The organism is Agromyces sp. ISL-38 (assembly GCF_018613935.1).
Lineage (GTDB): Bacteria > Actinomycetota > Actinomycetes > Actinomycetales > Microbacteriaceae > Agromyces.
The window spans coordinates 270665-295906 of the sequence record NZ_JAGGPF010000001.1; the positions used below are offsets into that span (position 1 = coordinate 270665).

A 25242-nucleotide genomic window follows, 5' to 3' on the forward strand; every position below is an offset into this window, starting at 1 on the left:
GTACACAAGTGGGGCGGCGCCGGGCCTGTGGAGGGTGGGTCGCCGAGCCGAGCCGCCAGTCCGTCAGCTCTGCGTGCCGCGCGGCCGTCAGTCGAGCAGCACTTGCGCGAGCGCGTGCGCCCCGACGCGCCCGAGCGCGCCCGACGTGCCGACCGAGTCGACGATCGCACTGCCGAGCACGAGCGCCCAGCCGCGGGCGCGGTCCCACGTCGCGGCATCCGTCTCCTGTCGATGCTCGAGCTCTGCGCGGAAGGCCGCCCGCCCGGCGACGTCGAACGTGAGCCACGCGGTTGCGAGGTCGCACGCAGGGTCGCCGGCGCACACGTCGCCGAAGTCGATCACGGCCGCGAGGGCTCCGGACGCCGCGAGCACGAGGTTCGCCGGATGCAGGTCGCCGTGCACCCACGCGGCCGGCCTGTGCCACGTCGGCGCCGAGAGCGAACGCTCCCAGACCGCCGTGAGTGCGACCGCGTCGGGAAGCCGTCCGCTCGCGAGCCGCACCCGCACGACGTCGTCGCGCGCCGCGAGCGGCACACCGCGGAACGGGTTCAGCGGGGCATCCGCCGGTGCACCGGTGCCGAGGGCGGCGACGAACGCCGCGAGCCCCGGAGCGGCAGCCGCGCGCCACGCCGGCTCGACGGAGTACGCCGCGACCCCCTCGAACCACGGCACGATGCTCCACGCGAACGGGAATTCCCGCGTCGGGCGCCCCACGCGCACGGGAGCGGGCAGCGGCACCGGCGAGAGCGCGGCGAGCTCGGGCAGCCAGCGCTGCTCATGCAGCACGAGCCCGGCAGCGAGGGTGCGTCTCGGCAACCTCACCGCGAGGTCGTCGCCGAGGCGGAACAGGGCGCAGTCCCAGCCGCTCGCCGCGAACGTCACGGGCCCGGCGAGGTCGGGATGCTGCGAAGCCACGAGCCCCGCCGCGAGCTCGGCGTCGACGTGGATGTCGGCGCTCGGGGCATCCGTCATTCGTGGCTCCCTCGTCGCGCGCGAGACCCGGCGGTTCACCGGCCGGACGGCCAGCCTAGCCAGCGGATCGAGTGCTGCGCACACGCCGCATCTCGTCCACAATGGAAGCATGACGCGAGCGGAACCCGCCGGGGACGCCGCGCAGCCCTTCCGAGTGTCGTTCGTCTGCACCGGCAACATCTGCCGCTCCCCGATGGCCGAGGTCGTGTTGCGCTCCCTCGCCGAACGCGCCGGGCTGGCCGACCGGCTCGCGATCGAGTCCGCGGCGACCGGCGACTGGCACGTCGGCGAGCCCGCCGACGTTCGCACGATCGAGGCGCTCACTCGCGCCGGCTACGACGGCTCGCATCACCGGGCGCGGCAGTTCGAGGCCGAGGCTTTTCCCACGCTCGACCTCATCGTCGCGTTCGACCGCGGCCAGATGCGGATCCTGCGCAACTGGGCGCCGAGCACGCTCGAGCAGGACAAGGTTCGGCTGCTGCTCGAGTTCGACCCCGAACTCGCGGCCCTGCAGGACGTGCCAGACCCCTACTACTCCGACGCGGTCATGTTCGATCGAGTGCTTGAGATGATAGAGCGGTCGACGTCGGCGCTCTTCCGGCAACTCGCACCAGCACTCAGACAAGGAAATCGATGACTTCGCTGCCTCCCCAGCCGCTCAGCCCGCTCGACGGACGGTACCGTTCGGCGGTCGGCGCGCTCGGCGAGCACCTCTCCGAGGCGGGCCTCAACCGCGCCCGCGTGCACGTCGAGGTGGAGTGGCTGATCGCCCAGACCGATCGCGGCTTCTTCGGGTCATCCGCGCTCTCCGATGAGCAGAAGTCGCGCTTGCGCTCGGTCGTGACGGAGTTCGGGCAGGTCGACATCGACGAGCTCGCCGGGCTCGAGGCCACGACCAGGCACGACGTGAAGGCCGTCGAATACTACGTGCGCCGCCGCCTCGAGCTGCTCGGCCTCGACTCGATCGCCGAGCTCACGCACTTCGCCTGCACGAGCGAAGACATCAACAACCTCTCGTACGCGATCACCGTGCGCGACGCGGTGCAGCAGGTCTGGCTCCCCAAGTACCGCCGCGTCATCGACCGCATCGCCGCCCTCGCCGTGGAGCACCGCGACGCGGCCATGCTCTCGCGCACCCACGGCCAGCCCGCCACGCCCTCGACCATGGGCAAGGAGCTCGCGGTGTTCGCGCACCGCCTGTCGCGCATCGCCGCGCAGGTCGAGGCCACCGAGTACCTCGGCAAGTTCTCCGGCGCGACCGGCACGTTCTCCGCGCATGTGGTCGCCGCTCCGGATGTCGCGTGGCCGACCGTGTCGCGCGAGTTCGTCGAGTCGCTCGGCCTCACCTGGAACCCGCTCACGACCCAGATCGAGTCGCACGACTGGCAGGCGGAGCTCTACGCTCGCGTCTCGCACGCGAACCGAGTGCTGCACAACCTCGCGACCGACATCTGGACCTACATCTCGCTCGGCTACTTCCGCCAGATCCCGCAGGCCGGCGCCACCGGTTCCTCGACGATGCCGCACAAGATCAACCCGATCCGCTTCGAGAACGCCGAGGCGAACCTCGAGCTCTCGTCGGCCGTGCTCGACTCGCTCGCCGCGACGCTCGTCACCTCACGCATGCAGCGCGACCTCACCGACTCGAGCGCGCAGCGCAACATCGGCGTCGGCTTCGGCCACTCCCTGCTCGCGCTCGACAACATCGAGCGGGGCCTCGGCGAGATCGACCTCGACACAGCCCTGCTCGCCGCAGACCTCGACGACAACTGGGAGGTGCTCGGCGAGGCGATCCAGACCGTCATCCGCGCTGAGGTCGTCGCCGGGCGCTCGTCGATCACCGACCCCTACGCGCTGCTCAAGGAGCTCACGCGCGGCAAGCGCGTCGGCGCCGCCGAGCTCGCCGCCTTCGTCGAGAGCCTCGAGATCGGCGAAGATGCGAAGGCGCGCCTGCTCGCCCTCACGCCCGGTGGCTACACGGGCATCGCGTCGAAGCTCGTCGACGAGCTCGGCTGAGCGCGGCGGCGCTGCGCGCTCGCCCGCTCGCCGGTCCGCGTTCGCCAGCTCCTCGGTCGCCGGCCTTCCCTCGCCGACCTCCGGCCTCGGCTCGCCGGCCCCCTTGTCTCCACTCGTCCCGCCTGTGGAGTCGGACCTTGCGTGTCGCTCGGCTCATGTGAGTCGCGCCTCACGTGAGGCAGATCCCCCATGAGGCGCCGGCTGTTACCGCCGGCTCGAACTGCAGGAGATGCTCGATCATGCGCCCGACATCGACGCCATAGGGCAGGATCTCCTGCATTTCGCACCTAGGTGAGCCGCCCCTCGGCCCGTGGAGACGGCCGAGACGCAGACGTCGGCGGCGACACTTGGTGTGCCGCCGGGCTCATGTGAATCGCGCCTCGTCAGTGTCCGCCGCGACCCGGCGCGCCCGGCTCGTCGGGCCCGTCAGGGCCCGGTCCATCGAGCTCGGCGGACTCCGCGGCATCCGGCTTCACGGTCATCGCCAGGAGCGCCAGCACGACGAGCACCACGATGAACACGCCGCCCGCCACGATCAGGGCGAGCGTGAGGTCACGCGTGACGATGAGCACGACGACGCCCGTGAAGATCGCGGAGATCGCGGCGCCGCCCACGTACTCGGCCGGCCGCAGCACGTCGCGGCGGCTCGGCTTGTACTCACCGGAGGGCTGGGTCACGACTGGGGCTCCGATCGGGATGCGTCGGCGCGCGGTGCCGCGGCCCACTTCAGCGAGAACCCGCCGATGACGAGGTAGACGCCGAGAATCACGAGGTATCCGCCGAAGAGTCCGACTGCCGTCACCGAGTCGGGCGGCAGCAGCAGGAACACGAGCGCGAGCAGCGCCGTGAGCCCGCCCGCAGCGATCCAGTCGCGTGCGGCCGGCGTGCGCCCGCGGGCACGCAGGCCAGCGTAGAGCTCGACGAACCCGGTCACCGCCGCCCACACGCTCACGAGGTAGAGCAGGAACGGCAGGCCGCCCGGCACGGTCACGGCGAGGAGGCCCGCCACGACGGTGACGATCGCGGTGATGACGAAGAGCGAGCGGATGCCGCGATCAGCCGTGAACCGCATCGCGAGCGCGCCGACGACGAGACCGGACACGATCGCCCACGCGCCGAACACGAGCAGGCCGAACCCCGGCGAATGATTCGGTGAGAACGTGATGACCACGGCCGGCACGATCGCCAAGATGCCGCGGACGACCGGAACGGTCCAGAATCGGGACAGCTCCGGAGCAGTATCGCGGGCGGCGGCCACGGCGACCTCTTTCATCCGATGGGGTACCGATCCATCCTACGCGTCGGGCTGGGCGCCGCCGTCGGAGGCGGGAGGCGGCCAGCGGCCAGCGGCCGCACGCGCGCACGCGCACGCGCACCCTCCCGCACCCGCCCGCGCCCGACCTACAGCGCCTTCACCGCCGTCAGCACCTTGCCGAGCGAGTCCTTCGCGTCGCCGAAGAGCAGCGTCGTCTGCGGCTCGAAGAGCAACTCGTTCTCGATGCCCGCGAAGCCCGGACGCATCGAGCGCTTGAGGAACACGACCTGCCGGGCGGCATCGACCTCGAGGATCGGCATGCCGTAGATCGGCGAGCCCGGCGTGGTCTTCGCCGCGGGGTTCACGACGTCGTTCGCGCCCACGACGAGCGCAACATCCGCCGTCTTGAACTCGCGGTTCACCTCGCTCATCTCCTTGAGCGCCTCGTACGGGATGTTCGCCTCGGCGAGGAGCACATTCATGTGACCCGGCATGCGCCCGGCAACCGGGTGGATCGCGAAGATCACCTCGATGCCGCGCGCCTCGAGCGCCGCCTGCAGCTCGGCGATCGTGTGCTGGCCCTGCGCGACCGCGAGCCCATAGCCCGGCACGATGATCACGCGCTGCGCGTAGCCGAGGAGCACGGCGACGTCTTCAGCGCTCGAGGAACGCACCGGGCGATCGGATGCCACGGTCGACCCGGCGGTCGAACCGCCCCGGAAGGCGCCGAAGAGGATGCCCGCGACGCTGCGTCCCATCGCCGACGCCATCGCGCGGGTCAGGATCGTTCCGCTCGCACCCACGAGCGTGCCCGCGACGACGAGCAGCACGTTGCCGAGCACGAGTCCCGAGGCCGCGACGGCGAGACCGGTGAACGCGTTGAGCAGTGAGATGACGATCGGCACATCCGCGCCGCCGACCGGCAGTACGAGCAGCACGCCCGTCGCGAGGCCGAGCACGATGAGCACGACGGCGATCCAGATGGCGCTGGTGAAGATGACGGCGACGGATGCCGCGATCGCCGCCAGGAGCACGGCGGCCATGATGATCGGGAGCCCCGGGAAGACCACGGGTCGCGTCGTCATGAGCTCCTGCAGCTTGGCGAACGTCACCATGGAGCCCGCGAAGGAGACGGAGCCCACCAGCAGGGTGAAGGCGATCGCGAGGCGCACCCACGGGTCATCCGAATGCCCGAGCTCGAGCAATGCCACGAGGGCCGCCGCGCCGCCGCCGACGCCGTTGAAGAGCGCGACGAGTTGCGGCATCTGCGTCATCTGCACCCGGCGTGCCACTGGGGCGGCGATCGCGGAGCCCACGGCGATCGCGGCGATGATCCACGGAATGTTGTCGAGCTTCACCGAGAGGAACACGGTGACGACCGCGACGAGCGCTCCCGCGGCGCCGATGAGGTTGCCGCGCCGGGCGGTCTTGGGCGAGCTGAGGCCCTTGAGCGCGAGGATGAAGCACACCGCCGCCGCGAGGTAGAGGATCGCCGTCCAGGTGGGGGAGAGCAGCATCATCGGCCGGCCTCCTTCGTGCCGGCGTCGGATGCCACGGGTGCCGCGGGCGTCGTAGGTGCCGCGGGCGTCGTAGGTGCCGCGGGCTCCGGGGGCTTCTTGCGCCCCCGGAACATCTCGAGCATGCGGTCGGTGACGACGAAGCCGCCGACGAGGTTCGCCGTCGCGAGCAGTACCGCGAGCAGCGCGAGGGCGAGCGTCCAGCCGTCGCCCGCCTGGCCGGCGACGATGATCGCGCCGACGAGGATGATGCCGTGGATCGCGTTCGCGCCCGACATGAGCGGCGTGTGCAGGGTGCTCGACACCTTCGAGACCACCTCGAAGCCCACGAACACGGCGAGCACGGTGATCGTGAGGAGTGCGATGCCGTCGTCCATCAGCGCGTTCCTTCCTGTTCGTCGGGAGCCCCCGGTGGTTGAGTAGCGCCGGGCGAAGCCCGACGCGTATCGAAACCACCCTCGGCGGTTACCGCCTCCAGCGCATCTGCCGTCGCCGGATGCCGCACCTCGCCGTCGTGGGTGAGGCACGCGTCCAGCACCACCACGTCGCTGAAGTCGGGTTCGACCGAGCCGTCGTGCGTCATGAGGGCGAGCAGGTTCGCGACGTTCTTCGCGTAGAGACGCGACGCGTCGCCGGGCATCGTCGACGCGGCATCCTTCATGCCGACGATGGTGACCGTTCCGCCGCCGTCGGCGGTCGGCACCGCGACATCCGATCCCGCAACCGAGCCCTCGACGTTGCCGCCCGACTCCGCGGCGAGGTCGATGACGACCGCGCCCGGCCGCATCGCGGCGACCATCTCGGCCGTCACGAGGAGCGGCGCAGGGCGTCCGGGGATCGCAGCGGTCGTGATGAGCACGTCGGCGTCGGCCACATGCGGGGCGAGCAATTGCCGCTGCCGCGCGGCGCGATCGGCCCCGAGCTCCTTGGCGTAGCCGCCCCCCGCGTCGGCCGCGTCGAGATCGAGGTGCACGAACGTGCCGCCCATCGACGCCACCTCGTCGGCGGATGCCGCGCGCACGTCGTTCGCCGAGACCCTGGCGCCGAGGCGCTTCGCCGTGCCGATCGCCTGGAGGCCCGCGACCCCGGCGCCGAGCACGAGCACCTTCGCGGGCGGGATGGTGCCCGCCGCCGTCATGTAGAGCGGGAAGAACCGGGGCAACCGCATCGCGGCCTCGAGCACGCACCGGTAGCCGGCGACGAGCGCCTGGCTCGTGAGGGCGTCCATCGATTGCGCGCGGGAGATGCGCGGCACGAGCTCGAGGGCGAAGGCCGTGATGCCCGCGACGCGCAGGGCCTCCACGGTCGGCAACTCCGTCGACGGCGACGCGAGCCCGATCGTGACGGCGCCACGCCGCAAGCGCGCCGGCGTCTCGGGCTCGAGCGGACGCACGTGCAGGAGCACGTCGAGATCACCGAGTTCGATGGCGTCGACGACGTCGGCGCCGGCCGCCTCGTACGAGGCATCCGAATGACCGGATTCCTCGCCCGCGCCGTGCTCGACGAGCACCTCCAGCCCAAGACCGGCCAACTGGCGCACGGTATCCGGTGTGGCGGCGACCCTCCGCTCGCCGCCTCGTCGCTCTCTCGCGATGCCGACCCTCACGGGCGCTCCTCTCGACAGGGGAGTGCAGCGGTGTCGCTTGCGGGGAAGGCCCCGGGCGGCGGCGCTGCACGTGTCGTTCAGCGTACGTGCCGACGCGGCATCCGCTCGATGATTCGCCCGATTCCCGCGCGAAAAGATGGCGGGTTCCTTCGCCCGGTACACGCCGCCTTCGTGTTCGATTACTGGTCGAGTCGTCCTAGTATCGAACGAACGGGACAGGGAAGAGACGCGATGATCGCGCCTCGCACCGGCAGAAGGGCACGGGCTGATCATGGCAGGAAGCGCGGCAACGCCGGCGGGGTCGCAGACGCTGAGCCGCGGCATCCGGATGCTCGAGATCCTCGCCGCCGCCGACCGGAACCTCTCGATCGACGAGCTCGCGAGCGCACTGGGCGTGCATCGCTCGGTGGCGTATCGACTGCTGCGCACGCTGGAGGATCACGGCCTCGTTTCGCGCGATGCCGCCGGCCGCCTCGCTCTCGGCACGGGTCTCGCGGCGCTCGCGTCGGGCGTGGCACGCGACCTGCAGCAGCTCGCGCTGCCCGAGCTCAACGACGTCGCGAACGAACTCGGCATGACGTGCCTGCTCGCCGTGCTCGTCGACACCGATGAGGCCGTCACGCTCGTGAGCGCGTCGCCGCGCCAGACCGTGGCCGTCGTGTCGTACCGGCCGGGCCACCGGCATCCGATCACTCGCGGCGGCCCAGGCAAGGCGATCCTGCTCGGCCTTCCCGAGAGCGCATGGCCGTCAGACGTGCCCGACGAGCTCCGCCGCGAGATCGCCGACAGCCGTGCACGCGGCTATGCGCGGAGCCACGACGAGGTCGTGCCGTCGCTCAGGTCGGTCGCCGTGCCGCTGACGCTGCCGGGGCAGCCGCCCGCGGCGATCGCGGTGATCCATGTCTCGTTCCCCCGATCCGAGGCCGAGATCGCCGACCGCCTCAAGCTCGCCGCCGAGACCGTGGCACGAGCCTACGGCGCCTGAACGGCGGGCCGGCCGGCACGAAGGATCGGTTGGAAGAAGGCGGCCAGCTCGTCGGTCGCCGTGAGCGGCAGCACGTTCGCGACGTACTGGTCGGGACGCACCACCACGACCGCGCCGGCGCGGTCGATCCCGCGCGTCTCGAAGATGTCGTCGGGGTCGGCGGCGTACACCTTCTCGTAGTCGATGAGCTGGAACGGCCCGGTGCGCGGCAGGAACAGGTCGGGCACGACCCCGAGGTCGACCTCGGTGTACGGCTGCTGGGTGATCACCTTCACGTCGAACCACGCATCGCGGTCGGCGCCCTCGGGGGTGGCGGTAACCGGTGAGTCCGGTGACGTCGCGATCCACTCGGCAAGGTCGGTGACAGCGGATGCCGCTCCCGGCCGTGACACGCCGACACCTGCCGCGTCGGCGAACACGTAGATGCGCCACCGGCCGTCGGCCGTCGCGTGGTGGCCGAGGTGCACCGGATTGCCGTCGCACACGCGGGTGACCATGGCCGACTTGAACCGCTTGCCGATCGGGTACCCCTCGGCGAGCGCCTGGTGCGTCGCGTCGGCGACGATCAACGAGGGCGCGTACTGCGTCATGAACCCGGCGGGGAACTCGAATGTGCGGGCGTAGAACTCCTCGAGCTCCGACGGCGAGGCGAACTCCTCGGGCTTCTTCGCCATCATCGCCGACCACTGCTTGTCGAAGTCGATGAGGCTCTGCGCCACGACCTGCCGCTCGGCGGAATAGGTGGCGAGCAGGCTCTCGGGGGCGCGCCCCTCGAGCACGTGGCCGAGCTTCCAGCCGAGGTTCCAGCCGTCCTGCATCGACACGTTCATGCCCTGGCCGGCCTTGGCGCTGTGCGTGTGGCAGGCGTCGCCGGCGATGAACACGCGCGGCGTGCGCGTGCCGGCGGCCTCCGTCTCGACGTCGTGGAACCGGTCGGTGAGGCGGTGGCCCACCTCGTACACGCTGTGCCACGCGACGTTCTTCACGTCGAGCGTGTACGGATGCAGGATCTCATTCGCCCTGGCGATGACCTGCTCGATCGTGGTCTCGCGCACATGGTGGTGGTCGTCGAGCGGAACCGCGCCGAGGTCCACGTACATGCGGAACAGGAAGCCGCCCTCGCGCGGGATGAGCAGGATGCTGCCCGCCTCCGACTGGATGGAGGCCTTCAGGCGGATGTCGGGGAAGTCGGTGACCGCGAGCACGTCCATCACGCCCCACGCGTGGTTGGCCCGGTCGCCCTCCATGTGGCATCCGATCGCCGCGCGCACCTTGCTGTGCGCGCCATCCGCCCCCATCACGTACTTCGCGCGCACGGTGCGGCGCTGGCCTTCGCGCTCACCGGTGGTGTGCACGAGCGTGACCGTCACCGGGTACTCGCCGTGCTCGGCGACGTCGAGGCTCTCGAATTCGAGCCCGAAGTCGGGCTTCGAGCGCGTGGGCGAGTTCGCCATCACCTCGGCGAAGTAGTCGAGCACGCGTGCCTGATTGACGAGGAGGTGCGGGAACTCGCTGACGCCGCTGGGGTCGTCGGGGGTGCGCTTCGCCCGCACGATGCGCGACGGATCGGCGGGATCGGGCTTCCAGAACACCATCTCGGTCTGCCAGAAGGCCTCGGCGACGATGCGCTCGGCGAACCCGAACGCCTGGAACGTCTCGACGCTGCGGGCCTGGATGCCGTCGGCCTGGCCCATCTCGAGCCGGCCGGGGCGGCGATCGATGACGCGGGTCACGACGTCGGGGAATTGCGACAGCTGCGCCGCGGCGATCATGCCCGCCGGGCCCGCGCCGACGATGAGGACGTCTACCTCATCGGGGAGTTCCTCGGGGCGGTCGATGCCGACGCCCGCGAGGGGCTGCACGCGCGGGTCACCGGACACGTAGCCGTAGTGGTGGAACTGCACGGCTTCTCCTCACTTCGTCGTGGGCACTGGATGCGTGGGGGCGGTCTGTTCGATAATAGAACTATGGGTTCTTATATCGCTCAGTCATCATAAGCCCCTCCGTAGTGACGGACAACCACTCGGCGCCAATGCAGATCGCGTCGACGACGGCGATCGCGGCGCCGGACCTTTGGGACGGCTGGCTGAACACGGCATCCCGCGAACTGCTTCCCTGACAACGGCGTAGCCGCGCACCCGGCTCGCGAGCGCACGGATGCCGCGGCTCGCGGCCGTGGGCTGGGGGCTCGCCTGCTCGAGCACGTGCGCGGAGTCGACTCGCCGTGGCTACCGGCGCGTCAGCCTCGAGACGGAGCCGCAGGAGTTCTTCCGTCCCGCTCGCGCCTTGTATGCGAAGTACGGATTCCGCGAGTGCGGCCCCTTCGGCGGCTACGAGCTCGATCCGTACAGCGTCTTCATGACCCTCGAACTCGAGGACTGAGCTCTCTGAAGGCAGAGCACACGCGGTTGATGGCGCGGAAGGTACCCACGCGACGTGCATTGCGTCGCTTCAACACGGCGACGTCCAGACGAACAGTGGGGCGGTCATGGCCGGCCCACGGCGCCTGACGGCGACCAGGCCGTTCCGTTGGCGATCGCCGAGTCGCGGCGCGTACCGAGCAGTCGGTCACGGCGATGCCCTGCACTTCGCGCTCGAAGGCACTCTTGCCGATGATGGGGTGGTCGTCCGCGCCGGCCGGCCCGGGCGACTACCGGGGCGTCACGCCGCTCCGGAGACCGGGGCCCGGTTGTCGGATCCGAACGCCGGGAACTTGGCGGTGAACTCGTCGTTGGCGAGCAGGAGCCGGCGTGCGTGTTCGGGTGCGTTGGAAGCGGACATGTCGATGTCGAGCTCGAGGATGCGCCGGATCTCGCCAGGGCCTTCGATCAGCGAGGCGGCCACGATGTAGCCCGCGTCGTGCAGCTCGTCGACGAGAGGGCGCTTGAGCGTCGAGAGGGGGAGGAGCACGGTGGAGACGCCGAGTCGCTTGGCGTCGTCTCTCCAGTTGCTGTCCGCGTCGGGGACGTGCAGGGCTGTTCCGCGGGGGGTGTCTGCCCATACGTCGGTGTAGTCCGCGAGGGAGAGCGGCTCGAAGCTCGTTACGACGCACCGGGCCTGGTCGCGTTCGGGTCGGTTCTTGAGGAATGCTGCGAGGGCGCGTGCGGCGCCCGGTGCTTTGATCTCGACCTGGAGCAGGGCTGACGTGGCGTTCAGGGTTTCCTCGAAGGTGGGGACTCGTTCCCCCGAGCCCAGGTCGACGCTGCGCAGTTCGTCGTACGTGAGCTCTTCGACGGGGGTGAGCAGGTGCGGGGTCGAGGTGGCGGCCGTTCGGGCGACGGTTCGGTCGTGGATGACGACCAGTACACCGTCGCGCGTGATGCGGACGTCGAGCTCGATTTCGTCGACGCCAACGCGTTCTGCACTGGCGAACCCCAGGAGCGTGTTTTCGGGTGCATCGGCCATGTTTCCGCGGTGTCCGCAGAGTATGAACCTGCGCGAGTCTGTCATCATCAATCCTTCTCTCTCTGTGTGTGTGCCGTACGTGTTGATGGCCGGTGGCTAGCCGATGAGGGTGTCGATGTCGTCGCCGAGGCGACGGTCGGCGATGAGGAGGAAGTCCGTCGAGGTCGATCGACTGTCAGTGCCGCAGACGACAGCGCCGGCTCGGGTGGCGATGAGGTTGGCTGCGGCGTAGTCCCAGATGGGAAGCCCACGCTGGAAGTGCGCGTCGGTTCGGCCCTCCGCGACGCCGCAGATTTCCAGCGCCGCGGCTCCGACGAGCCGGAAGTCACGGATCCGCGGGGTGAGGGTGTTGATGTCCTGCAATACGCGGGCACGTTTGGTGAGGTCGTACGGGATGCCGGTGGATACCAGCGCCTTGTCGAGCGGTACGTTCGTGTTCACACGCAGCGGGGTGCCGTTCAGGCGGGCCGGGTGGCCGGCGGCTGCGGTGTAGGTTGCTGACAGTGCGGGGGCGTGGACGACGCCGGCGACGGCGGTGCGCCTGCCGTTGGCATCCACTGCCATCGCGGCGATGGACACGGCGTAGTACGGCGAGCCGTACAGGTAGTTCACGGTCCCGTCGATCGGGTCGACGATCCAGGTGACCCCGCTGGTACCGGCGATTTCGCCGCCTTCTTCGCCGAAGAAGCCGTCGTCTGGCCGCGCCCGTCGCACCCGTTCCCGAATGAGCGCTTCGACGGCAGTGTCGGCCTGGGTGACGATGTCCAGCTGGCTCGACTTGGTCGCGGCCACGCTGATTCCGGCGCTGCGCATGCTCGCGGCCAGCGCTCCGGCCTCGGTCGCGACGGCAGTTGCGGTCTCGAGCAGGTTCAGGGGGTCGGCGTTGGTCAACTGAGGGGTCCGTTCGGCGGCTTTCGTGTGCCCCTGTGTGCAGGGTGGTCTTGGTGTCGAGGGCGCATGGTGGAGTGCGAGGGTGAGCGTCGGCGCACCGGGCTCATCCCTTCAGCGCCGATCCGGCGACGCTCTGGATGAAGAACCGCTGGAAGATCAGGAAGACGATCAGCACCGGAAGAACGAGAAGCGTTCCGAACGCGAACACCTCACCCCAGTCCGGAGGCAGCTGTCCGGAGAAGACACTCATTTGGAGCGGCAGAGGACGCACAGCCGGGTCGGAGGTCATGAGCAGCGGCCAGAGGAACTGACCCCAGGAACTGAGGAAGGTGAGGATCGCGACGGTCGCGAAAGCAGGCTTGGCGTTCGGGACCACGATGCGCAGGAACACTCCCCAGGATCCGAGCCCGTCCAGCCGGGCGGCTTCTTCCAGGCTCTTGGGGATGTTGAGGAAGAACGTGTAGAAGAGGAACACGGAGAAGGCGTTCCCGATGAACGGGATCATCTGCACGAACAGGGTGTCGCGTTGTCCGGACATGAGCCATGTCAGCGGGATCGCGATCGACTCGAACGGCACGATGATGAGCAGCACGATGAGCACGAAGACGTTGTCGCGGCCGATCCAGTTCAGTCGTGCGAAGGCGTAACCGGCCATCGAGTTGACGATGAGCCCGGCGACGACGATCACGAACGAGATGACGAACGAGTTGAAGAAGAAGCGCCAGAAGTAGCCGGTGGCGTCGGAACTCAACGCCTCGAACGCGGCGAGGTAGTTGTCGAAGGACAGATTGACCGGGAGGAAGCCACCGAAGCCGTTGAGCACTTCCTCCGATGGCTTGAAGCTGCCGATGATGAGGTAGTAGATCGGAGCGACCATGATGATCGCGACGACCGCCATAATGAGGTAGTCGCGGGCGGCCGCGAGCCGGCGCCGCACGGCGCTCGGGCGGAGGTTCAAGGTAGTCAATCTTCACTCCTTTGACGAAGCATGCGCCGCTGGATCAGGGTGATGATCACGACGACGACGAACAGGAATACGGAGATGGCCGAGGCGCGGCCGAGGTTGTTGTCCGCGGAGAGAGCGTTCGTCGCCTGGTAGAGCACTGTCTGGGTCGCGTTCTCGTTCGCACCTCCGGTGCGGATAAGGATGTACGCCTGGTCGTAGACGCGGAACGCCATGATGGTCGTCAGCAGCAACACGAAGATCAGCGTGTTTCGGACACCGGGAATGGTGACGTGAATGAACTGCTGCCACCCATTGGCGCGATCAAGACGCGCGGCCTCGTACCGCTCTTCGGGGATGTCCTGGAGGCCGGCGAGGATGATGACCATCTGGAATCCGACGCCCTGCCAGATCGAAAGCAGGATGACTGAGCCCAGTGCGGTCGCGGACGAGCCGAGCCAGTCCTGTGCGGGCACCAGGCCGCCGGTGATGAAGCTGACCGAGGAGTTGAGGAGGCCGTCGGAGCTGCGGTCGAGGATCAGCCGCCAGATGACGGCCACGAGCGCCATCGGGAAAACGACCGGCATGAAGAAGAACGTGCGGAAGAACCGCACACTCCGCAGCTTGCGGTTGAGCAGCACCGCGAGAAGGAGCGCGAGTCCTGTCTGGACCGGGATGACGACGATCGCGAAAACGAAGTTGTTCAGAAGCGAGCGAAGGAACGCGCCGGAGACAACGGGGTCGGTGAACAGTCGGATGTACTGGTCGAGACCGACGAATACGGCCGGTCGGATCTGATTGACCTGGACGTTGAATAGGGACAGCGCGACCGCCGCGAAGAACGGGACGGCGATGAACGCGATCAGACCGAGGACGGCGGGCAGGGACATGAGGATACCCGCGGTATCGTCTCGGTTCGAGCGTGGCCGCCGGACGCGGCGAAAGCGGGAGCTCGACGCGGCGATGGCGGGAGCGAGGGCTGATTCAGCCATGAGGTCTCTTTCAGGAGGTGGGGTGTGGGCGCACGCCGGCGCCCACACCCGTCATTCCTACTTGTAGTCGTTGTTGTCGGCGAAGTTCGAGTCGATCGCCTGAGCGGCGTTGGTGAGCTCGGTCTTCGGGTCGGCGCCGCGGTAGACGGCAGCCAGGGCGCTTCCGAACCTTGCGGTGATGGTCGGGTAGCCCGGGGTCATCGGCCGGTAGACGGACACGCAGGCGTCGGTCACCGCGTCGGCGGCGCAGGCCTTCGCCAGCTGCTCGCCCCACAGCGCCAAGTCGCCTCCGGTCTGGTACAGGCTCGCGTCGGCGAACGTGGACTGGGTAGCCGGCGGGGCACCGTTCGCTTCGACCATGGCGTTGACGTTGTCGTCGTTCAGCAGGTAGTCGAGGAAGACGCCGGTGGCCTTGCCATTCTGTGTGCTGGCGCCGATTCCCCACGTCCACGAGCCGGCGTCCGCTTTCGCCCCGTTGCCGAGGTCGGGCAGCGGCAACGCGACCACGTTCTCGCCGAGGCCGGCCTTGGCGTTCGGGTACAGCCAGTGGCCACCCCACAGCAGGCCGACCTGCGCGCTCGGGAAAGCCTTGCCGTCCTGGCCGGAAGCGACGTACGGCTTCCACGACGCGAACGTCGTCAGAGCCTCGATGCTCGCGTCCGAGTCCAGGGCGCCGGACGCCCTGCCGTCCTCGAGGATCGCTCCTCCAGCGGAATAGAGCAGGGGCGAGAACGCGAAGGTTCCCCACTCGCCGGAGAAGCCGCCCTCGCGCAGGTCGATCGCCTTGCCAGACGGAGAGACCGCGGCGACCTTCTCCAGAACGTCGGCGAACTCGTCGGCCGTCCAAGCCTCGTCGACGGACGTCGGGATCGTGACGCCGGCCGCTTCGAGGATCGACCGGTTGCCGAGCAGACCGATGGCAGCGTCGAACTGCGCGAGCCCGTAGAGCTCTCCGTCGTAGGTTCCCTCCGCGATCGACCCCGGGGTGGCGTTGTCGATCGTGGTCTGATCGACGTACTCGCTGAGTGGGCTGAGCTTCTGGTTGTAGACGAAGGACGCCAGGGTCGGGCTGTCGATGTCCAGCACATCCGGGAGCTTGTCCGCCGGGGTGTTGGCGATCGTCTGCGTGTACGTGTCGGCGGGGATCAAACGGAGGCTTGCCTCGATGTCAGACTGGGACGAGTTGAAGCTGTCGACGGTCGCCTGGAGCGCGGCGACCTCGGCGTCGTTGCCCTGGTGAGCCCAGATCTCGATCGGGCCGGTTCCGTCGCCGGCCCCGGACTGGTTGCCGTCGCCGGCCGAGCTGCAGCCGGTGATGACAGTGAGTGCGGTGAGCGCGGCGAGAGCTGCGAGGCCTCCTCGACGCGCAGCGCGATTGCTCTGCATGGTTCTCCTCTTATCGTGCGTTGGGTTGAGTTCCCGGGTTGGGTCTTTGAGTCGTCATCCCGCGGCGTCTTCTGCGGCGGGACGAACGGGGGAGGGGCCGCTTTTCAGCGGCGAGGGATCGAAGGCGTCATCGTCGACGACCAGATAACCGTCGGCGTCGACGCTGACGGGCACGGGATCGCTGATCACGCCCCGGAAGTCGCTACCGGGCGCGGCGCCGAGGAAGCACATGAGAGCCCAGCTCTCGTCACGATCCATCACAAGACGGCCGGAGTAGTGCTGCGACGTCGTGAGCGGGTGAGCCGCCGCCACATCCATGTGCTCGTGGGGCGCGGAGATGGGGAGCGCCCACGTGCCCGGGTTGTCCTGACGTGCCGAGTTGCCGGAAGAGAGCGTGTTAGGCCCGCAGGAGAACACGAGCACCCATTGCCCATCGATCTGCGCAACCTGCGGCACCTCGAGATGGCCGAATCCGGCGCCCGGATCGGACAGCGGCGGGAGGACTTCCCACTCCTGAAGGTCGGGTGAGTACGCGTGTCCGATCACACCGCGGTCATCGAGCGGGCCTTCCTTCGCGCGGGCGGTGACGAGCATGTGCCATCCGGAGCCGCTCGGGTCACGGAAGACCCACGGGTCCCGCCAAGCCTCCTCTTTCCACCCCTCGCCGGGCACGTACGTTTCGTACCAGCGCGGATCGGCCCGGGTGATCGGGCCGGGAAGCTTCTCCCAGTTGGTCAGGTCCGACGACACAGCGACCCCGACGGTCTCGATGTTGGCGTATTCGGGTTCCGGGTGCAGGAATCGCGACCCGGTGTAGAACATGCGCCACAGGCCGTCGTCGCCGCGGACGACGCAGCCGGTCCACGTCGCCGTGGCGTCGAACGCTCCTTCGTCACCACCTTCGAAGGCACGCCCGACGATGTCCCAGTCGCGCAGATCAGTCGAGACGGCGTGACCGATGCGGGCGGCGCGGTGGCGGCGTCCCGGATCCCCCAGGCTGTGGGGAGCGTTCAAGAAGTAGAGATGGAAGCGACCGTCATCCTGCGCGATCCAGAAATCCCACGCCCAGCTATCGGGGACGGTTAGCATGAGCGCCCCCCACGGATGTTCAGCGAGCGCATCATGCTCGAGCTCCTTCGATCGATGAGGTTGCCGACTGCGAGTGCGGAAAGCAGTGATCGCAGATCTGCCGAGACGAGCCGAGACGCTTTCCGTTGCGCCCGCTCGGCAGCGTCCGCCGCGTCGGCGGGGTTGCTGCCATTGCATCTGCAACTTTGCGGGAACGTTCCCGGTCATGTGCAACACTGTACACACCCGCCGAACTGGCATGCAAACCCGATTCCGACGGGGTAATCGACTTTTCATCGGTTCGACATCTGCTCGCCAGAGTGGGTCTTCGCGCCGGAATCGCAGTTCATTGGCTGCGCCAAGCGGGAAGGTTCCCGGACTGGAGGTGACGTGGAGTATCTGACGGGGGGTCTTGCACTTGTTTTCGCCGTTCTTGTCGGTCGCAACGACGGGGCGCCTCTGGTTGCGCTCGCCCTCAGGCCGCTTCATCGACGTTCGTCGTGGCCGCCTGCTGTTCTCATCGCCGCGACCGTTGTGGTTCCTGCCGTCGGAGTGCAGGCGGTGGGGGGAACGCTCGCGGATTTGTTCCGTTCGTCGGCCGGAAGTTCGGGGCTGGGGCTCGCGGTGCTGCTGCTGGCCACGATCTCGACGTTATTGATCTCCACGGTCACGGGCATCCCCACTTCGATCACGCTGGCGCTCGTCGGCGCGTCTGCCGGAGCGCAGGTCGCTCACGGCGTGCTGGAGGGTGAACGGATCGCCCGCGTCCTGGTTCTCGCGGCTGCCGGGCCGGTGGTGGCGTGGCTACTGGCACTGGCGGTGACCCGCCTTCTGATGCTCGCGCGCGGACCTTCGCTCGAGCGGACGGTTCGGTGGCAGCAGATCACGGGATTCGTGGCGACCGCGGTCGCTTACGGCGCCAACGACGGCCAGAAACTCCTGGCCGTATTCGCGGTCATGTTCGGTATCAACGTGGCGGGCGGAGCGGTCGACCCGAGAGTCATCGGGCTGGTGGTCGCCTGCTTCGCGATCGGGACGATGCTCGGCTTGCGTCGGAGCGCGAACGGCCTGCGACAGGGCGTTCTGCATCCCAAGCCGTATCAGGTCGCATCTACGCTGTGGTCCAGCGCGACGGCCGTGCTCGTCGGTTCGGCTCTGGCCGCGCCGATGAGTATGACGCAGTCCGTCACCGGGGCACTGATCGGATCTGCCCCGCCCCGCGAGTGGCGGCGCGTCCGCTGGGAGCAGTCTCGCCGGGTCGTGTTGGCGTGGCTGTGGACCCTGCCGGTCGCAGCAGTCGCCGGTTGGGCGCTCACCCTCGCAACCGGTCTGCTGGCGAACTGAAGAACCTCGAGGAGAGAGAACATGAAACGCCTCATCCGCAATCGCACAGCTCGGCGGTCCACTCGCGATCTCCTCGCGCACCAGATCGACATCACCATCGACGGTGTCGCCCTCGCTCAGGAGGCCATCCACACCCCGGAAGATCGCGTCGACGCTCGAGCGTCCATGGTCGACATCGAGCACCAGGGAGACGAAGCGCGCGCGGAGGTGATCCGGGTGATGTCCTCTCGCATCACCACGCCGCTCGACCGGGAAGACTTGTTCCGCGCATCTCGGTCCATCGACGACGTGCTCGACAACACCCGCGATTTCGTGCGCGAGATGGCCATGTGGCACGCCGGTCCCGGGGTGCTGGGCGAGACCGCGCTCGAGCAGGTCGTCGCATCGCTGGAGAAGCTGCGTGACGCTGTGGCGAGCACCAATCCGGTCCACGTCCGAGAGAACTGCCTCGCCGCCCGGAAAGAAGCCGGCCAGGTTCGCCGCGCCTACCAAGAAGGACTCGCCCAGATCTTCGATAGCGAGCTCACCATGGACACCCTGAAGACCCGCGAACTCCTCAGACGCCTCGACGTCATCGGGCTGCGCCTCGCCGAAGGCGCCGACGCGCTCCTGGATGGGCTGATCAAACGCGCCATCTGAACATCCGCGGATCGAACCGTCGCCGGTCCCGGGAATGCCGCGGCTTCCGGATCCTTTCTCTCCCACAACGGTTCTGTCGTCGAGATCGCCGGTCGACCGGCGGCGGTGGCCGACACGATCGGCGCGCGGGACACTTTCTCCGGAGCGCTTCTCGACGCGTTGATGCGTACGGCGCGGTAGGCGCTCAGAGCCGTGACGTGCTGGCTCAACTCGCCGAACCTACGCTCCGTGAAGCCGCGAGCTGGGCATCACGCGCGGCCGCGGTCATGGTATCGCGGCAAGGGGCCGACCCACCGCGTCGTGGTGAGGTCATACGGGACTATTGACGCCGCGAACGGGACGCCGACTCTCGGATGCGACCCATCACCTCCGAGGCGGAGCTGTCGTGCGCCCGGGCACCACCGTCCCCGGTATCGCCGTTCGTGCTTCCACCGGAGCGCCCTGCTCTACCCACTCGATCAGGCGGTCTACCGCCGTTCGACCAATCTCCTCGATCGGCTGCCGGAAGCTCGTGAATCCGAACAGCGGCTCGGCCAAATAGCCGAATCCGTCGTAGCCAGTCACGGAAATCTGTTCCGGGACAGGAATCTCGCGGACACGGAGCTCCTCGAGAACCTTGACCATCGCGACATCGCTCGGGCACATCAAGGCCGTGATCGCTGGGTCTGCCAGCGCCGTCACTACCGCCGAACCGACCGGACCCCGGTACGAATCGAGTTCGATCACCCGGACCTTCACATTCGACGCCCGCAGAGTTCGGATCATCGCCGTGCCGCGCGCGTTCTGACTCGCGGACTCCCGGTCCGACACCAGAAGAACCGCGACATCCCGATGGCCCAGACGGGCCACATATTCGGCGATGCGCGCCCCGCCGTCCTCCTCGTCGCAGTGCACACTCACGATGCCCTCCGCGTACTCCGCGCGACCGGCAACGACGATCGGCACACGGTCGACGTAGCGCACGAGATCCTCTCCGGACAGCTGCGCAGACGACACGATCAAACCGTCGACTCGCAGGGCGATCAACGACCGCAACGCCTCCTGAGCATCTTCCACGGTCAGCTCGTCGACACCGGTGACCGAGACGACCTCGTACCCCCGCTCGGCGGCACGCCGCTGCATCGCAGCCTGCAGGTAGCCGTAGAACTGGATGGTGGTGTCACGAAGAACCACGCCCAACGTCTTCGTTCGTTGCGAAACCAGACCTCGCGCCATCGCGTTCGGCACGTAGCCGAGCCGATCGGCGACAGCGCGAACCCGCTCCACCGTGTCCGGACTCACGTCGCCCTGACCGAGCAGCGCGCGCGAGACCGCGGACTTCGACACTCCCGCTTCTCGAGCGACGTCGATAATCGTCGGCGACTTCGGCCTACTCATAGGACGTCACCTGACGTCGATTGCCGGGAACGTTCCATGTCAGCATGCTAGCTGGCATCGGTACCGCATCGACAGATGCCGAGCCGCAAGCTCCGGGAATTTGCCCGGGTGCATGGCGGAAGTTCAACTGCACGGACCCCGCGCAGTTGATCTCCCAAGATCCATGGTGTCATCATCGCTCGTGTTCGTGCTGATCGGCCTCGGCGTCGGTGGCGTGGCGACGCGGACGGAGGTCGTCGCGGCCGAGGAAATCGGCGGAGACGAAGACCTCTCGTACGACCTGACGCTGGGTAACGCGATCACACTGACCGCTACCGCCAGTGCAGCGCCCCTCAGCGTCTGCATGAAGTTGCGACAGCAGCTCATAACTTGAGTCCGCCCCTGGAAGCGCCCGATAGCCGGTCGCATCCCGGTCATGCGCGCGCTCGCTCAAGCTTGTAAGCGCTGGACTCTGCCGTCATCTCCACACCGCGTCTAACAGCGCCGCAACCGGCGCTCGACGTGGCACTCATCGCAAGCGAAGACTGAGCGTGACCCGTACGTGATTCCCCAGAGCGGGCCGACGTTCATCGTCGGCCACCCGCCACCCTGAGCTGACGGCGGACGGCCCAGAGCGTGAGACCGACGCCGATCGCCGCGCCCGCAATGGTGATCGCTGCGGTTGCCGCCATTCGAACGCCTGCTGACCCGCCGCCCGCGAGGGCGGCAAATGGCAGCCCGAGCGCAAGCGTCGCGGCCGCCCATTCCTGCTTCCCGAGCGCGTAGAGCAGGATCGCGCACCCCAGAAGGATGAGCGGCATCCATCCGATCACGCCTTGGTCAAGCCAGAGCGGGTTCTGCAGGGCGAGCCTGCCGGGGTGGGCGACTTGAGGTAGGAAGCACAGCAGCGTCGCCGAGAGGAACCATCCGAGGCTCACGATGGTCAGTCGATGGTCTCCCAATGGCCGGCCGGTAAGCACTAACCCGGCGAACAAGATGAGCAGGCCAAGGAACATCCACGTACTCACTCTCCTCCGGCAGCACGGAGTACCTCGAGGTGAGCACGCCGGAGGTGAACGACGTCACCGCGAGCGAGGGGACCACAAGGATCGAAAGCACCGATATCGAGGCGACCCATAGGCGCAGGCGAGCCCGGCTCCCAGTTGGGGAAGCGAGCGACGAGGCCATAAAAGGAGACACGACCCCGATCGCGACTGCCGCGAGCTCCAGATCCCACAACGTGGGGAACCAGCCACCGAGGATCAGCGTTAAATCCTCGAGCGCCGAAGGACGCGGCTGTTCTGGCACGACCAATGACCAAGATGCGATCGCGCCGATCAGCACCGCTCCGAGCAGCGATGCCGCGCCCGTCACTCGGAGCGAGCGTGCCCGCGCTCTCGCCGGTCATCGACCTTTTCGGGCGCCTGGCGCTCGATCGTCTGAGTCTCAACCACGCTAGTACCCCGCAACCTCCCGCGCTGCGGCGACTCTACCAAGGCGACGAGATACCCATGGGCTCGTCAAATGCGTCCGCCACACCGCCAATGCCACCAGCCCCCAAGGGTGCGGCGCGCCGATCACGCTGGTCCCGCAGCCGTGGTAGCTACTGCTCGAGGCGGATGTCGACCTCGCGCTCGACGAAAGTCCATTCCTCGGTCGCTCGGAGCATGGTGACCAGCTCGTCGAACCCAGCTTCCTCGGCAGGGGCGAACTCGAACCACGTCAGAAAATCGAACGGCTCACCGAGGTCCCGGCTGTGGTGGAGTCGGCGTGCCACGGCTGGCAGGTACTTCAAGCCGATAGCGATGTGGTGGGAGCGATCCTCAACGATCGCCCGCCGCTCGTCTTGTGAAAGTGCCCACCACGCCTGCGATTTCTTGATCGGGATGAGGGCGGCGCGGGTCGCCTCGCGCCGCCCAAGGCGCGGCGAATTGGACACCAGTTCGTCGTGCTCCCGCTTCGTGACGTACCTCTCGTGACTGACCACGCCGCGCAGCGCCCAGGTAGCTGCTTCAGGAGCGGCCCGCTCGCCTTCAAGGACCGCGACACGCTCGACCATCGGAAGAGTCGCCCCCTGGACTACGGAGATACAGCGCACGCGCCAGGCGCCCTCGTGGCCACCTGCGAACACAGACGAGAGGATTGGCATGCCTCATAGTAGGGGCAAGCGGCCCGCCGATACCCACACAGCCGCGGCGGGCGGTGGTGGACGCCCTCGTAGGAACACTGGGGGCCACAAGAGGACAGTGAGTAAGACTCCATACGTATGTATGTTCGACCGCCGCACGCGAATGTCCTCAGCGGATCGCTGCTCACGTGAAACGTACAGCAGGCCGTCTGGCCATCTTCACCCGTTGGCCAGGTCCGTGGGTCCTCATCGGGAAGACGTGCGCCGAGGATCTCGGCGTGGTCAGTCCGCCCCGGTGGGGAGCGCGCATCCTGATCGCTGAAATCTGATTCTCATCTACTTGTCAATTTGTCAAGTGCGTGACAACTCACCTGGGAACATGACAAGTTGCGTGAGAACCTACATTCAGCAGTGCCCGATACGCTGCCGTCCACGCCACATGGCCAATTGGCCAAGTAGTGGCCATCTTTCGTGGAATTGGCCACGTTCGCGTGGATCCTACAATGATGTAGGTTCCGCGTCGAGATGGCATCCGGGGCAGCGATTCCACGGTATTTGTCGTCGGATCGAGAGCTCGGATTCCACGCAAGTGGCGGATTCCTACACCGGCCTCAGTGAGGCTCGCGTCCGGATTCTCAGACTCGACACTCGAGTACCGATGCCCGCGAGGGCTCCCTCAGCGGGCGTCTCGTCGTCGGGCAACAACCGCTGCCTGGGAACGCTGGCCGGTAGCCTTCCTGACGTGGGATTCGACGACGTCGAAGCCGGCCTCGATCAGCTCGTCGCTGAGGTCATCCACGGACCATCGGTATGCAGGAGCGACCGCGTGAGCGAATTGTTCGACTACCGGGCCCTCGAAGAATCCGATAAGCAGCGTGCCATCGGGCCTGAGCACGCGGCTGAAATTCAGGAGGGGAACCCGGATCGTCCCAGGCTCATGGTGGATGAGGGAGTACCAGGAGAGAACCCCGCCCGTGGAGCCTGTTTCGGCATCGAGGGCGTCGAGACTGCCGACCGTGAATGGCACATCGGGATACGTGCTGCGGGCGCGCTCGATGAACTTGGGGACCAGATCCACGCCGCGGACAGGAAGCCCTCGTTCGGCGAGGAAGTTCGTCCACTGACCCGGACCGCAACCAGCGTCGATGACGCTGCCCTCGATCCCGCTGGCCCATGTCGACACGAGTTGACGATCTGAAGGGTGCACGGCGCTCATCGACCCGAAGAGTTCGATGTACTCCGCTGCCCGGCGTGAGTATGCGTTGATAACCTCGTCGACCACGCGATCGAGTCTAGGCAGACCAGAGGTGCATGCCCGGTAGACGGTCGGGCAGCGGGCGCCAGTTGGCCGTCGAGTGAACTCGCGGGGCCTGACGAATGAGGTGCCCGTTTACCCTGCCAGTGAAAACGCCGGCATGGATGCGCCTACTGCAACGGCACGGTCGGCTCATCTATGGAATCCACGGAAGATGGCAGAAATGCCAGCTGTATGACAAGTGCCGTGGAAAATGCCATCTTCGCGTGGAACCTACACCTCGAGAGGGCACCCCGTCCACATCGGTGGACGTGCGCCGAAAGGATCTATGTGTATGTATGTGTAGGTTCCACGCTGACTTGGCATCTACGGGGCCGAATCCACGGCAAATGTCACCGGTTCGGGCCGTCGGATTCCACGGAAGATGGCAAATTCCTACACCGACTCAAATCCGGATGCCATCGTGCCGTCGGATGAGCGTCTCGACGACGACGCAGTGCCCGTGACGTCAATGGGTGGAAGTGGGTCAGCGGGGGCTCACGGGTGCGGCGACGTTCGCATCTCGAGGCGTCGCAGGTCGGGCGATCGAGCGTCGCGTTAGCCTCGGACGGTGACCGCGAACCGAATCCTGATCGCATGGTTGGCCGCACTGGTCGCGGGATCGATTCTCGTGGCGCTGCCGGACACCGGCGCGCCGCTGATCCGGATCAGCCGCACGCACGGGCCAGGACTGCTGGACGTGGTGGGCATCAGCGTCATAACGATCGGCGTTGTCACACTGTGGTGGTGGCTGATACGCCGTCGCCGGACGATCGCGGCCCGCGTCGGACGCCGCGGCGTGCTCGTCCTGGCGCTGGTTCTGGTGCTCGCCTTTGCGGAAGTGATCTGGTCGGTCCTCGCCGACAACGGCCCGTGGTGGATCGTGGGGGCAACCGTCGCCATGGTCGTCCAGCTCGTCGCGTTGGCCACGAGCGGCGGTCGATCCTGACCTTGGCGTCTATTAGTCAGCGCCACCGCCGCGCCAGCCTCAGCCGGTCGGGGCCATGGCGGCGATGACCGCGAGCAGTTCCCGGCGAACCGTCGCCGGATCCTCGAGGAAGCCGAGGTGTCCGACCTCCAACGTGCGAGTCGGCCAACCGACCGTTGCAGCCCGCATCCGCTCGCCTGCGTAGGTCTCGCCGAACGCGAGGTATGCGCCCGGCAGGTCGGCCGTCCAATCCGCTGCGCAGGCGGCGACAAGCCGAGCCGCGTCCGGTGATGTAGGTTCCACTCGGAGATGACGTACTCCGCCGGAATCCACGGGATTTGTCCTCGATCTGACGGACGGGAATCCCGCGGAAGGTGGCCGATTCCTCAGTGGCATCCACCCGCCCGCTCGACGAGGCGATCATCGCGTCGGCCGAGAGCCTGGTGCGCCTCGGGCTCGTGCGGAGTGATGCGGCCGACCACGGGGCATCCGTCACCCCTCGCATTCGCGCGGCGAC

At 67.8% G+C, this 25242-nt stretch carries 26 protein-coding genes; 8 read left to right on the top strand and 18 right to left on the bottom strand.

The genetic code is table 11. The features are described 5' to 3' along the window. Positions 1–87: 87 nt before the first annotated feature. Positions 88–972, bottom strand: a complete 885-nt coding sequence (locus J7E25_RS01290; RefSeq protein WP_214867190.1) for an aminoglycoside phosphotransferase family protein — start codon at positions 970–972, stop codon at positions 88–90. 109 nt (positions 973–1081) lie between these two features. On the opposite strand from J7E25_RS01290, the gene J7E25_RS01295 reads away from it, so the two are divergent. Both J7E25_RS01295 and purB read left to right on the top strand, forming a co-directional pair. Further along, positions 1082–1609: a low molecular weight protein-tyrosine-phosphatase gene (locus J7E25_RS01295; RefSeq protein WP_214867192.1), complete on the top strand. Its 528-nt coding sequence runs from the start codon at positions 1082–1084 to the stop codon at positions 1607–1609. After that, positions 1606–2988 (top strand): adenylosuccinate lyase, encoded by a 1383-nt coding sequence (gene purB, locus J7E25_RS01300; RefSeq protein WP_214867195.1) that lies wholly within the window; start codon positions 1606–1608, stop codon positions 2986–2988. Before J7E25_RS01295 ends, purB begins: the two co-directional genes overlap by 4 nt. 383 nt (positions 2989–3371) lie before the next feature. On the opposite strand, the gene J7E25_RS01305 is transcribed toward purB, so the two are convergent. The 5 genes from J7E25_RS01305 to J7E25_RS01325 all read right to left on the bottom strand — a co-directional run bounded on the left by J7E25_RS01305 (position 3372) and on the right by J7E25_RS01325 (position 7366). Then, on the bottom strand, positions 3372–3665 hold the full coding sequence (locus J7E25_RS01305) for a hypothetical protein (protein ID WP_214867196.1): 294 nt from the start codon (positions 3663–3665) through the stop codon (positions 3372–3374). After that, complete coding sequence (locus tag J7E25_RS01310; protein WP_214867198.1) at positions 3662–4261, bottom strand: HdeD family acid-resistance protein; 600 nt, start codon at positions 4259–4261, stop codon at positions 3662–3664. Before J7E25_RS01310 ends, J7E25_RS01305 begins: the two co-directional genes overlap by 4 nt. Before the next feature lie 128 nt (positions 4262–4389). After that, the gene (locus tag J7E25_RS01315; RefSeq protein WP_214867200.1) at positions 4390–5763 is read right to left on the bottom strand and encodes an NAD(P)(+) transhydrogenase (Re/Si-specific) subunit beta; all 1374 of its coding nucleotides are present in this window, start codon (positions 5761–5763) and stop codon (positions 4390–4392) included. Further along, a complete protein-coding gene (locus J7E25_RS01320) occupies positions 5760–6137 on the bottom strand; it encodes an NAD(P) transhydrogenase subunit alpha (protein WP_251038693.1) in 378 nt (125 codons plus the stop codon). Before J7E25_RS01320 ends, J7E25_RS01315 begins: the two co-directional genes overlap by 4 nt. After that, entirely contained in the window at positions 6137–7366 is a 1230-nt protein-coding gene (locus tag J7E25_RS01325; protein ID WP_214867202.1) for a Re/Si-specific NAD(P)(+) transhydrogenase subunit alpha, read from the bottom strand. Before J7E25_RS01325 ends, J7E25_RS01320 begins: the two co-directional genes overlap by 1 nt. Before the next feature lie 271 nt (positions 7367–7637). On the opposite strand from J7E25_RS01325, the gene J7E25_RS01330 reads away from it, so the two are divergent. Continuing rightward, positions 7638–8351: an IclR family transcriptional regulator gene (locus J7E25_RS01330; protein WP_214867204.1), complete on the top strand. Its 714-nt coding sequence runs from the start codon at positions 7638–7640 to the stop codon at positions 8349–8351. Here the strand turns inward: J7E25_RS01330 and J7E25_RS01335 are convergent. Then, positions 8339–10255, bottom strand: coding sequence for an FAD-binding monooxygenase (locus J7E25_RS01335; RefSeq protein ID WP_214867206.1), 1917 nt, complete (start codon positions 10253–10255; stop codon positions 8339–8341). The genes J7E25_RS01330 and J7E25_RS01335 overlap by 13 nt on opposite strands. A 253-nt stretch (positions 10256–10508) precedes the next feature. Here J7E25_RS01335 and J7E25_RS01340 point away from each other — a divergent pair, with 253 nt between their 5' ends. Then, positions 10509–10733 carry a hypothetical protein gene (locus J7E25_RS01340; RefSeq protein ID WP_214867207.1) on the top strand — a complete coding sequence of 75 codons (225 nt, stop codon included), beginning with the start codon at positions 10509–10511 and terminating at the stop codon, positions 10731–10733. Positions 10734–11012: 279 nt separating this feature from the next. Here J7E25_RS01340 and J7E25_RS01345 read toward each other — a convergent pair whose 3' ends face one another. The 6 genes from J7E25_RS01345 to J7E25_RS01370 all read right to left on the bottom strand — a co-directional run bounded on the left by J7E25_RS01345 (position 11013) and on the right by J7E25_RS01370 (position 17264). Then, on the bottom strand, positions 11013–11756 hold the full coding sequence (locus tag J7E25_RS01345; RefSeq protein ID WP_214867209.1) for a glycerophosphodiester phosphodiesterase family protein: 744 nt from the start codon (positions 11754–11756) through the stop codon (positions 11013–11015). Positions 11757–11852: 96 nt separating this feature from the next. Beyond that, on the bottom strand, positions 11853–12647 hold the full coding sequence (locus tag J7E25_RS01350; protein ID WP_214867211.1) for an inositol monophosphatase family protein: 795 nt from the start codon (positions 12645–12647) through the stop codon (positions 11853–11855). A gap of 103 nt (positions 12648–12750) precedes the next feature. Then, on the bottom strand, positions 12751–13614 hold the full coding sequence (locus J7E25_RS01355) for a carbohydrate ABC transporter permease (protein ID WP_251038694.1): 864 nt from the start codon (positions 13612–13614) through the stop codon (positions 12751–12753). After that, the gene (locus J7E25_RS01360; RefSeq protein WP_214867212.1) at positions 13611–14480 is read right to left on the bottom strand and encodes a carbohydrate ABC transporter permease; all 870 of its coding nucleotides are present in this window, start codon (positions 14478–14480) and stop codon (positions 13611–13613) included. Before J7E25_RS01360 ends, J7E25_RS01355 begins: the two co-directional genes overlap by 4 nt. A gap of 159 nt (positions 14481–14639) precedes the next feature. Then, the gene (locus tag J7E25_RS01365; protein ID WP_214867214.1) at positions 14640–15968 is read right to left on the bottom strand and encodes an extracellular solute-binding protein; all 1329 of its coding nucleotides are present in this window, start codon (positions 15966–15968) and stop codon (positions 14640–14642) included. A gap of 54 nt (positions 15969–16022) precedes the next feature. Further along, positions 16023–17264, bottom strand: a complete 1242-nt coding sequence (locus J7E25_RS01370) for a glycoside hydrolase family 68 protein (RefSeq protein WP_251038733.1) — start codon at positions 17262–17264, stop codon at positions 16023–16025. 162 nt (positions 17265–17426) lie between these two features. Here J7E25_RS01370 and J7E25_RS01375 point away from each other — a divergent pair, with 162 nt between their 5' ends. Continuing rightward, positions 17427–18380 (top strand): inorganic phosphate transporter, encoded by a 954-nt coding sequence (locus tag J7E25_RS01375; protein ID WP_214867216.1) that lies wholly within the window; start codon positions 17427–17429, stop codon positions 18378–18380. 21 nt (positions 18381–18401) lie between these two features. Then, on the top strand, positions 18402–19019 hold the full coding sequence (locus J7E25_RS01380; RefSeq protein WP_214867218.1) for a DUF47 domain-containing protein: 618 nt from the start codon (positions 18402–18404) through the stop codon (positions 19017–19019). Positions 19020–19382: 363 nt separating this feature from the next. On the opposite strand, the gene J7E25_RS01385 is transcribed toward J7E25_RS01380, so the two are convergent. After that, positions 19383–20396: a LacI family DNA-binding transcriptional regulator gene (locus J7E25_RS01385; protein WP_251038695.1), complete on the bottom strand. Its 1014-nt coding sequence runs from the start codon at positions 20394–20396 to the stop codon at positions 19383–19385. Positions 20397–20577: 181 nt separating this feature from the next. Here J7E25_RS01385 and J7E25_RS01390 point away from each other — a divergent pair, with 181 nt between their 5' ends. Beyond that, positions 20578–20769 carry a hypothetical protein gene (locus tag J7E25_RS01390; protein WP_214867222.1) on the top strand — a complete coding sequence of 64 codons (192 nt, stop codon included), beginning with the start codon at positions 20578–20580 and terminating at the stop codon, positions 20767–20769. A 193-nt stretch (positions 20770–20962) separates the two neighbouring features. Here the strand turns inward: J7E25_RS01390 and J7E25_RS01395 are convergent, their stop codons facing one another. From J7E25_RS01395 to J7E25_RS01405, 3 genes are all read right to left on the bottom strand, one after another. Next, the gene (locus tag J7E25_RS01395) at positions 20963–21313 is read right to left on the bottom strand and encodes a hypothetical protein (protein WP_214867224.1); all 351 of its coding nucleotides are present in this window, start codon (positions 21311–21313) and stop codon (positions 20963–20965) included. A gap of 665 nt (positions 21314–21978) precedes the next feature. After that, positions 21979–22434: a chlorite dismutase family protein gene (locus J7E25_RS01400; protein WP_251038696.1), complete on the bottom strand. Its 456-nt coding sequence runs from the start codon at positions 22432–22434 to the stop codon at positions 21979–21981. A 745-nt stretch (positions 22435–23179) separates the two neighbouring features. Then, positions 23180–23785 carry a class I SAM-dependent methyltransferase gene (locus J7E25_RS01405; protein ID WP_308164291.1) on the bottom strand — a complete coding sequence of 202 codons (606 nt, stop codon included), beginning with the start codon at positions 23783–23785 and terminating at the stop codon, positions 23180–23182. A gap of 583 nt (positions 23786–24368) precedes the next feature. Between J7E25_RS01405 and J7E25_RS01410 the strand changes: the two genes are divergently transcribed. Continuing rightward, positions 24369–24746, top strand: a complete 378-nt coding sequence (locus J7E25_RS01410; protein WP_214867228.1) for a hypothetical protein — start codon at positions 24369–24371, stop codon at positions 24744–24746. Between the two features lie 39 nt (positions 24747–24785). Here the strand turns inward: J7E25_RS01410 and J7E25_RS01415 are convergent, their stop codons facing one another. Further along, positions 24786–25028 (bottom strand): hypothetical protein, encoded by a 243-nt coding sequence (locus tag J7E25_RS01415; protein WP_214867230.1) that lies wholly within the window; start codon positions 25026–25028, stop codon positions 24786–24788. Positions 25029–25242: the final 214 nt, after the last annotated feature.

Bases quoted from the DNA above. Each gene is read 5' to 3' on its own strand.
- J7E25_RS01380 (WP_214867218.1), top strand. From the start codon at position 18,402: ATGAAACGCCTCATCCGCAATCGCACAGCTCGGCGGTCCACTCGCGAT.
- purB (WP_214867195.1), top strand. From the start codon at position 1,606: ATGACTTCGCTGCCTCCCCAGCCGCTCAGCCCGCTCGACGGACGGTAC.
- J7E25_RS01400 (WP_251038696.1), bottom strand. From the start codon at position 22,434: ATGGTCGAGCGTGTCGCGGTCCTTGAAGGCGAGCGGGCCGCTCCTGAA.
- J7E25_RS01320 (WP_251038693.1), bottom strand. From the start codon at position 6,137: ATGGACGACGGCATCGCACTCCTCACGATCACCGTGCTCGCCGTGTTC.
- J7E25_RS01310 (WP_214867198.1), bottom strand. From the start codon at position 4,261: ATGAAAGAGGTCGCCGTGGCCGCCGCCCGCGATACTGCTCCGGAGCTG.
- J7E25_RS01360 (WP_214867212.1), bottom strand. From the start codon at position 14,480: ATGTCCCTGCCCGCCGTCCTCGGTCTGATCGCGTTCATCGCCGTCCCG.
- J7E25_RS01330 (WP_214867204.1), top strand. From the start codon at position 7,638: ATGGCAGGAAGCGCGGCAACGCCGGCGGGGTCGCAGACGCTGAGCCGC.
- J7E25_RS01365 (WP_214867214.1), bottom strand. From the start codon at position 15,968: ATGCAGAGCAATCGCGCTGCGCGTCGAGGAGGCCTCGCAGCTCTCGCC.
- J7E25_RS01340 (WP_214867207.1), top strand. From the start codon at position 10,509: ATGCCGCGGCTCGCGGCCGTGGGCTGGGGGCTCGCCTGCTCGAGCACG.
- J7E25_RS01370 (WP_251038733.1), bottom strand. From the start codon at position 17,264: ATGACCGGGAACGTTCCCGCAAAGTTGCAGATGCAATGGCAGCAACCC.
- J7E25_RS01315 (WP_214867200.1), bottom strand. From the start codon at position 5,763: ATGATGCTGCTCTCCCCCACCTGGACGGCGATCCTCTACCTCGCGGCG.
- J7E25_RS01290 (WP_214867190.1), bottom strand. From the start codon at position 972: ATGACGGATGCCCCGAGCGCCGACATCCACGTCGACGCCGAGCTCGCG.
- J7E25_RS01385 (WP_251038695.1), bottom strand. From the start codon at position 20,396: ATGAGTAGGCCGAAGTCGCCGACGATTATCGACGTCGCTCGAGAAGCG.
- J7E25_RS01345 (WP_214867209.1), bottom strand. From the start codon at position 11,756: ATGGCCGATGCACCCGAAAACACGCTCCTGGGGTTCGCCAGTGCAGAA.
- J7E25_RS01295 (WP_214867192.1), top strand. From the start codon at position 1,082: ATGACGCGAGCGGAACCCGCCGGGGACGCCGCGCAGCCCTTCCGAGTG.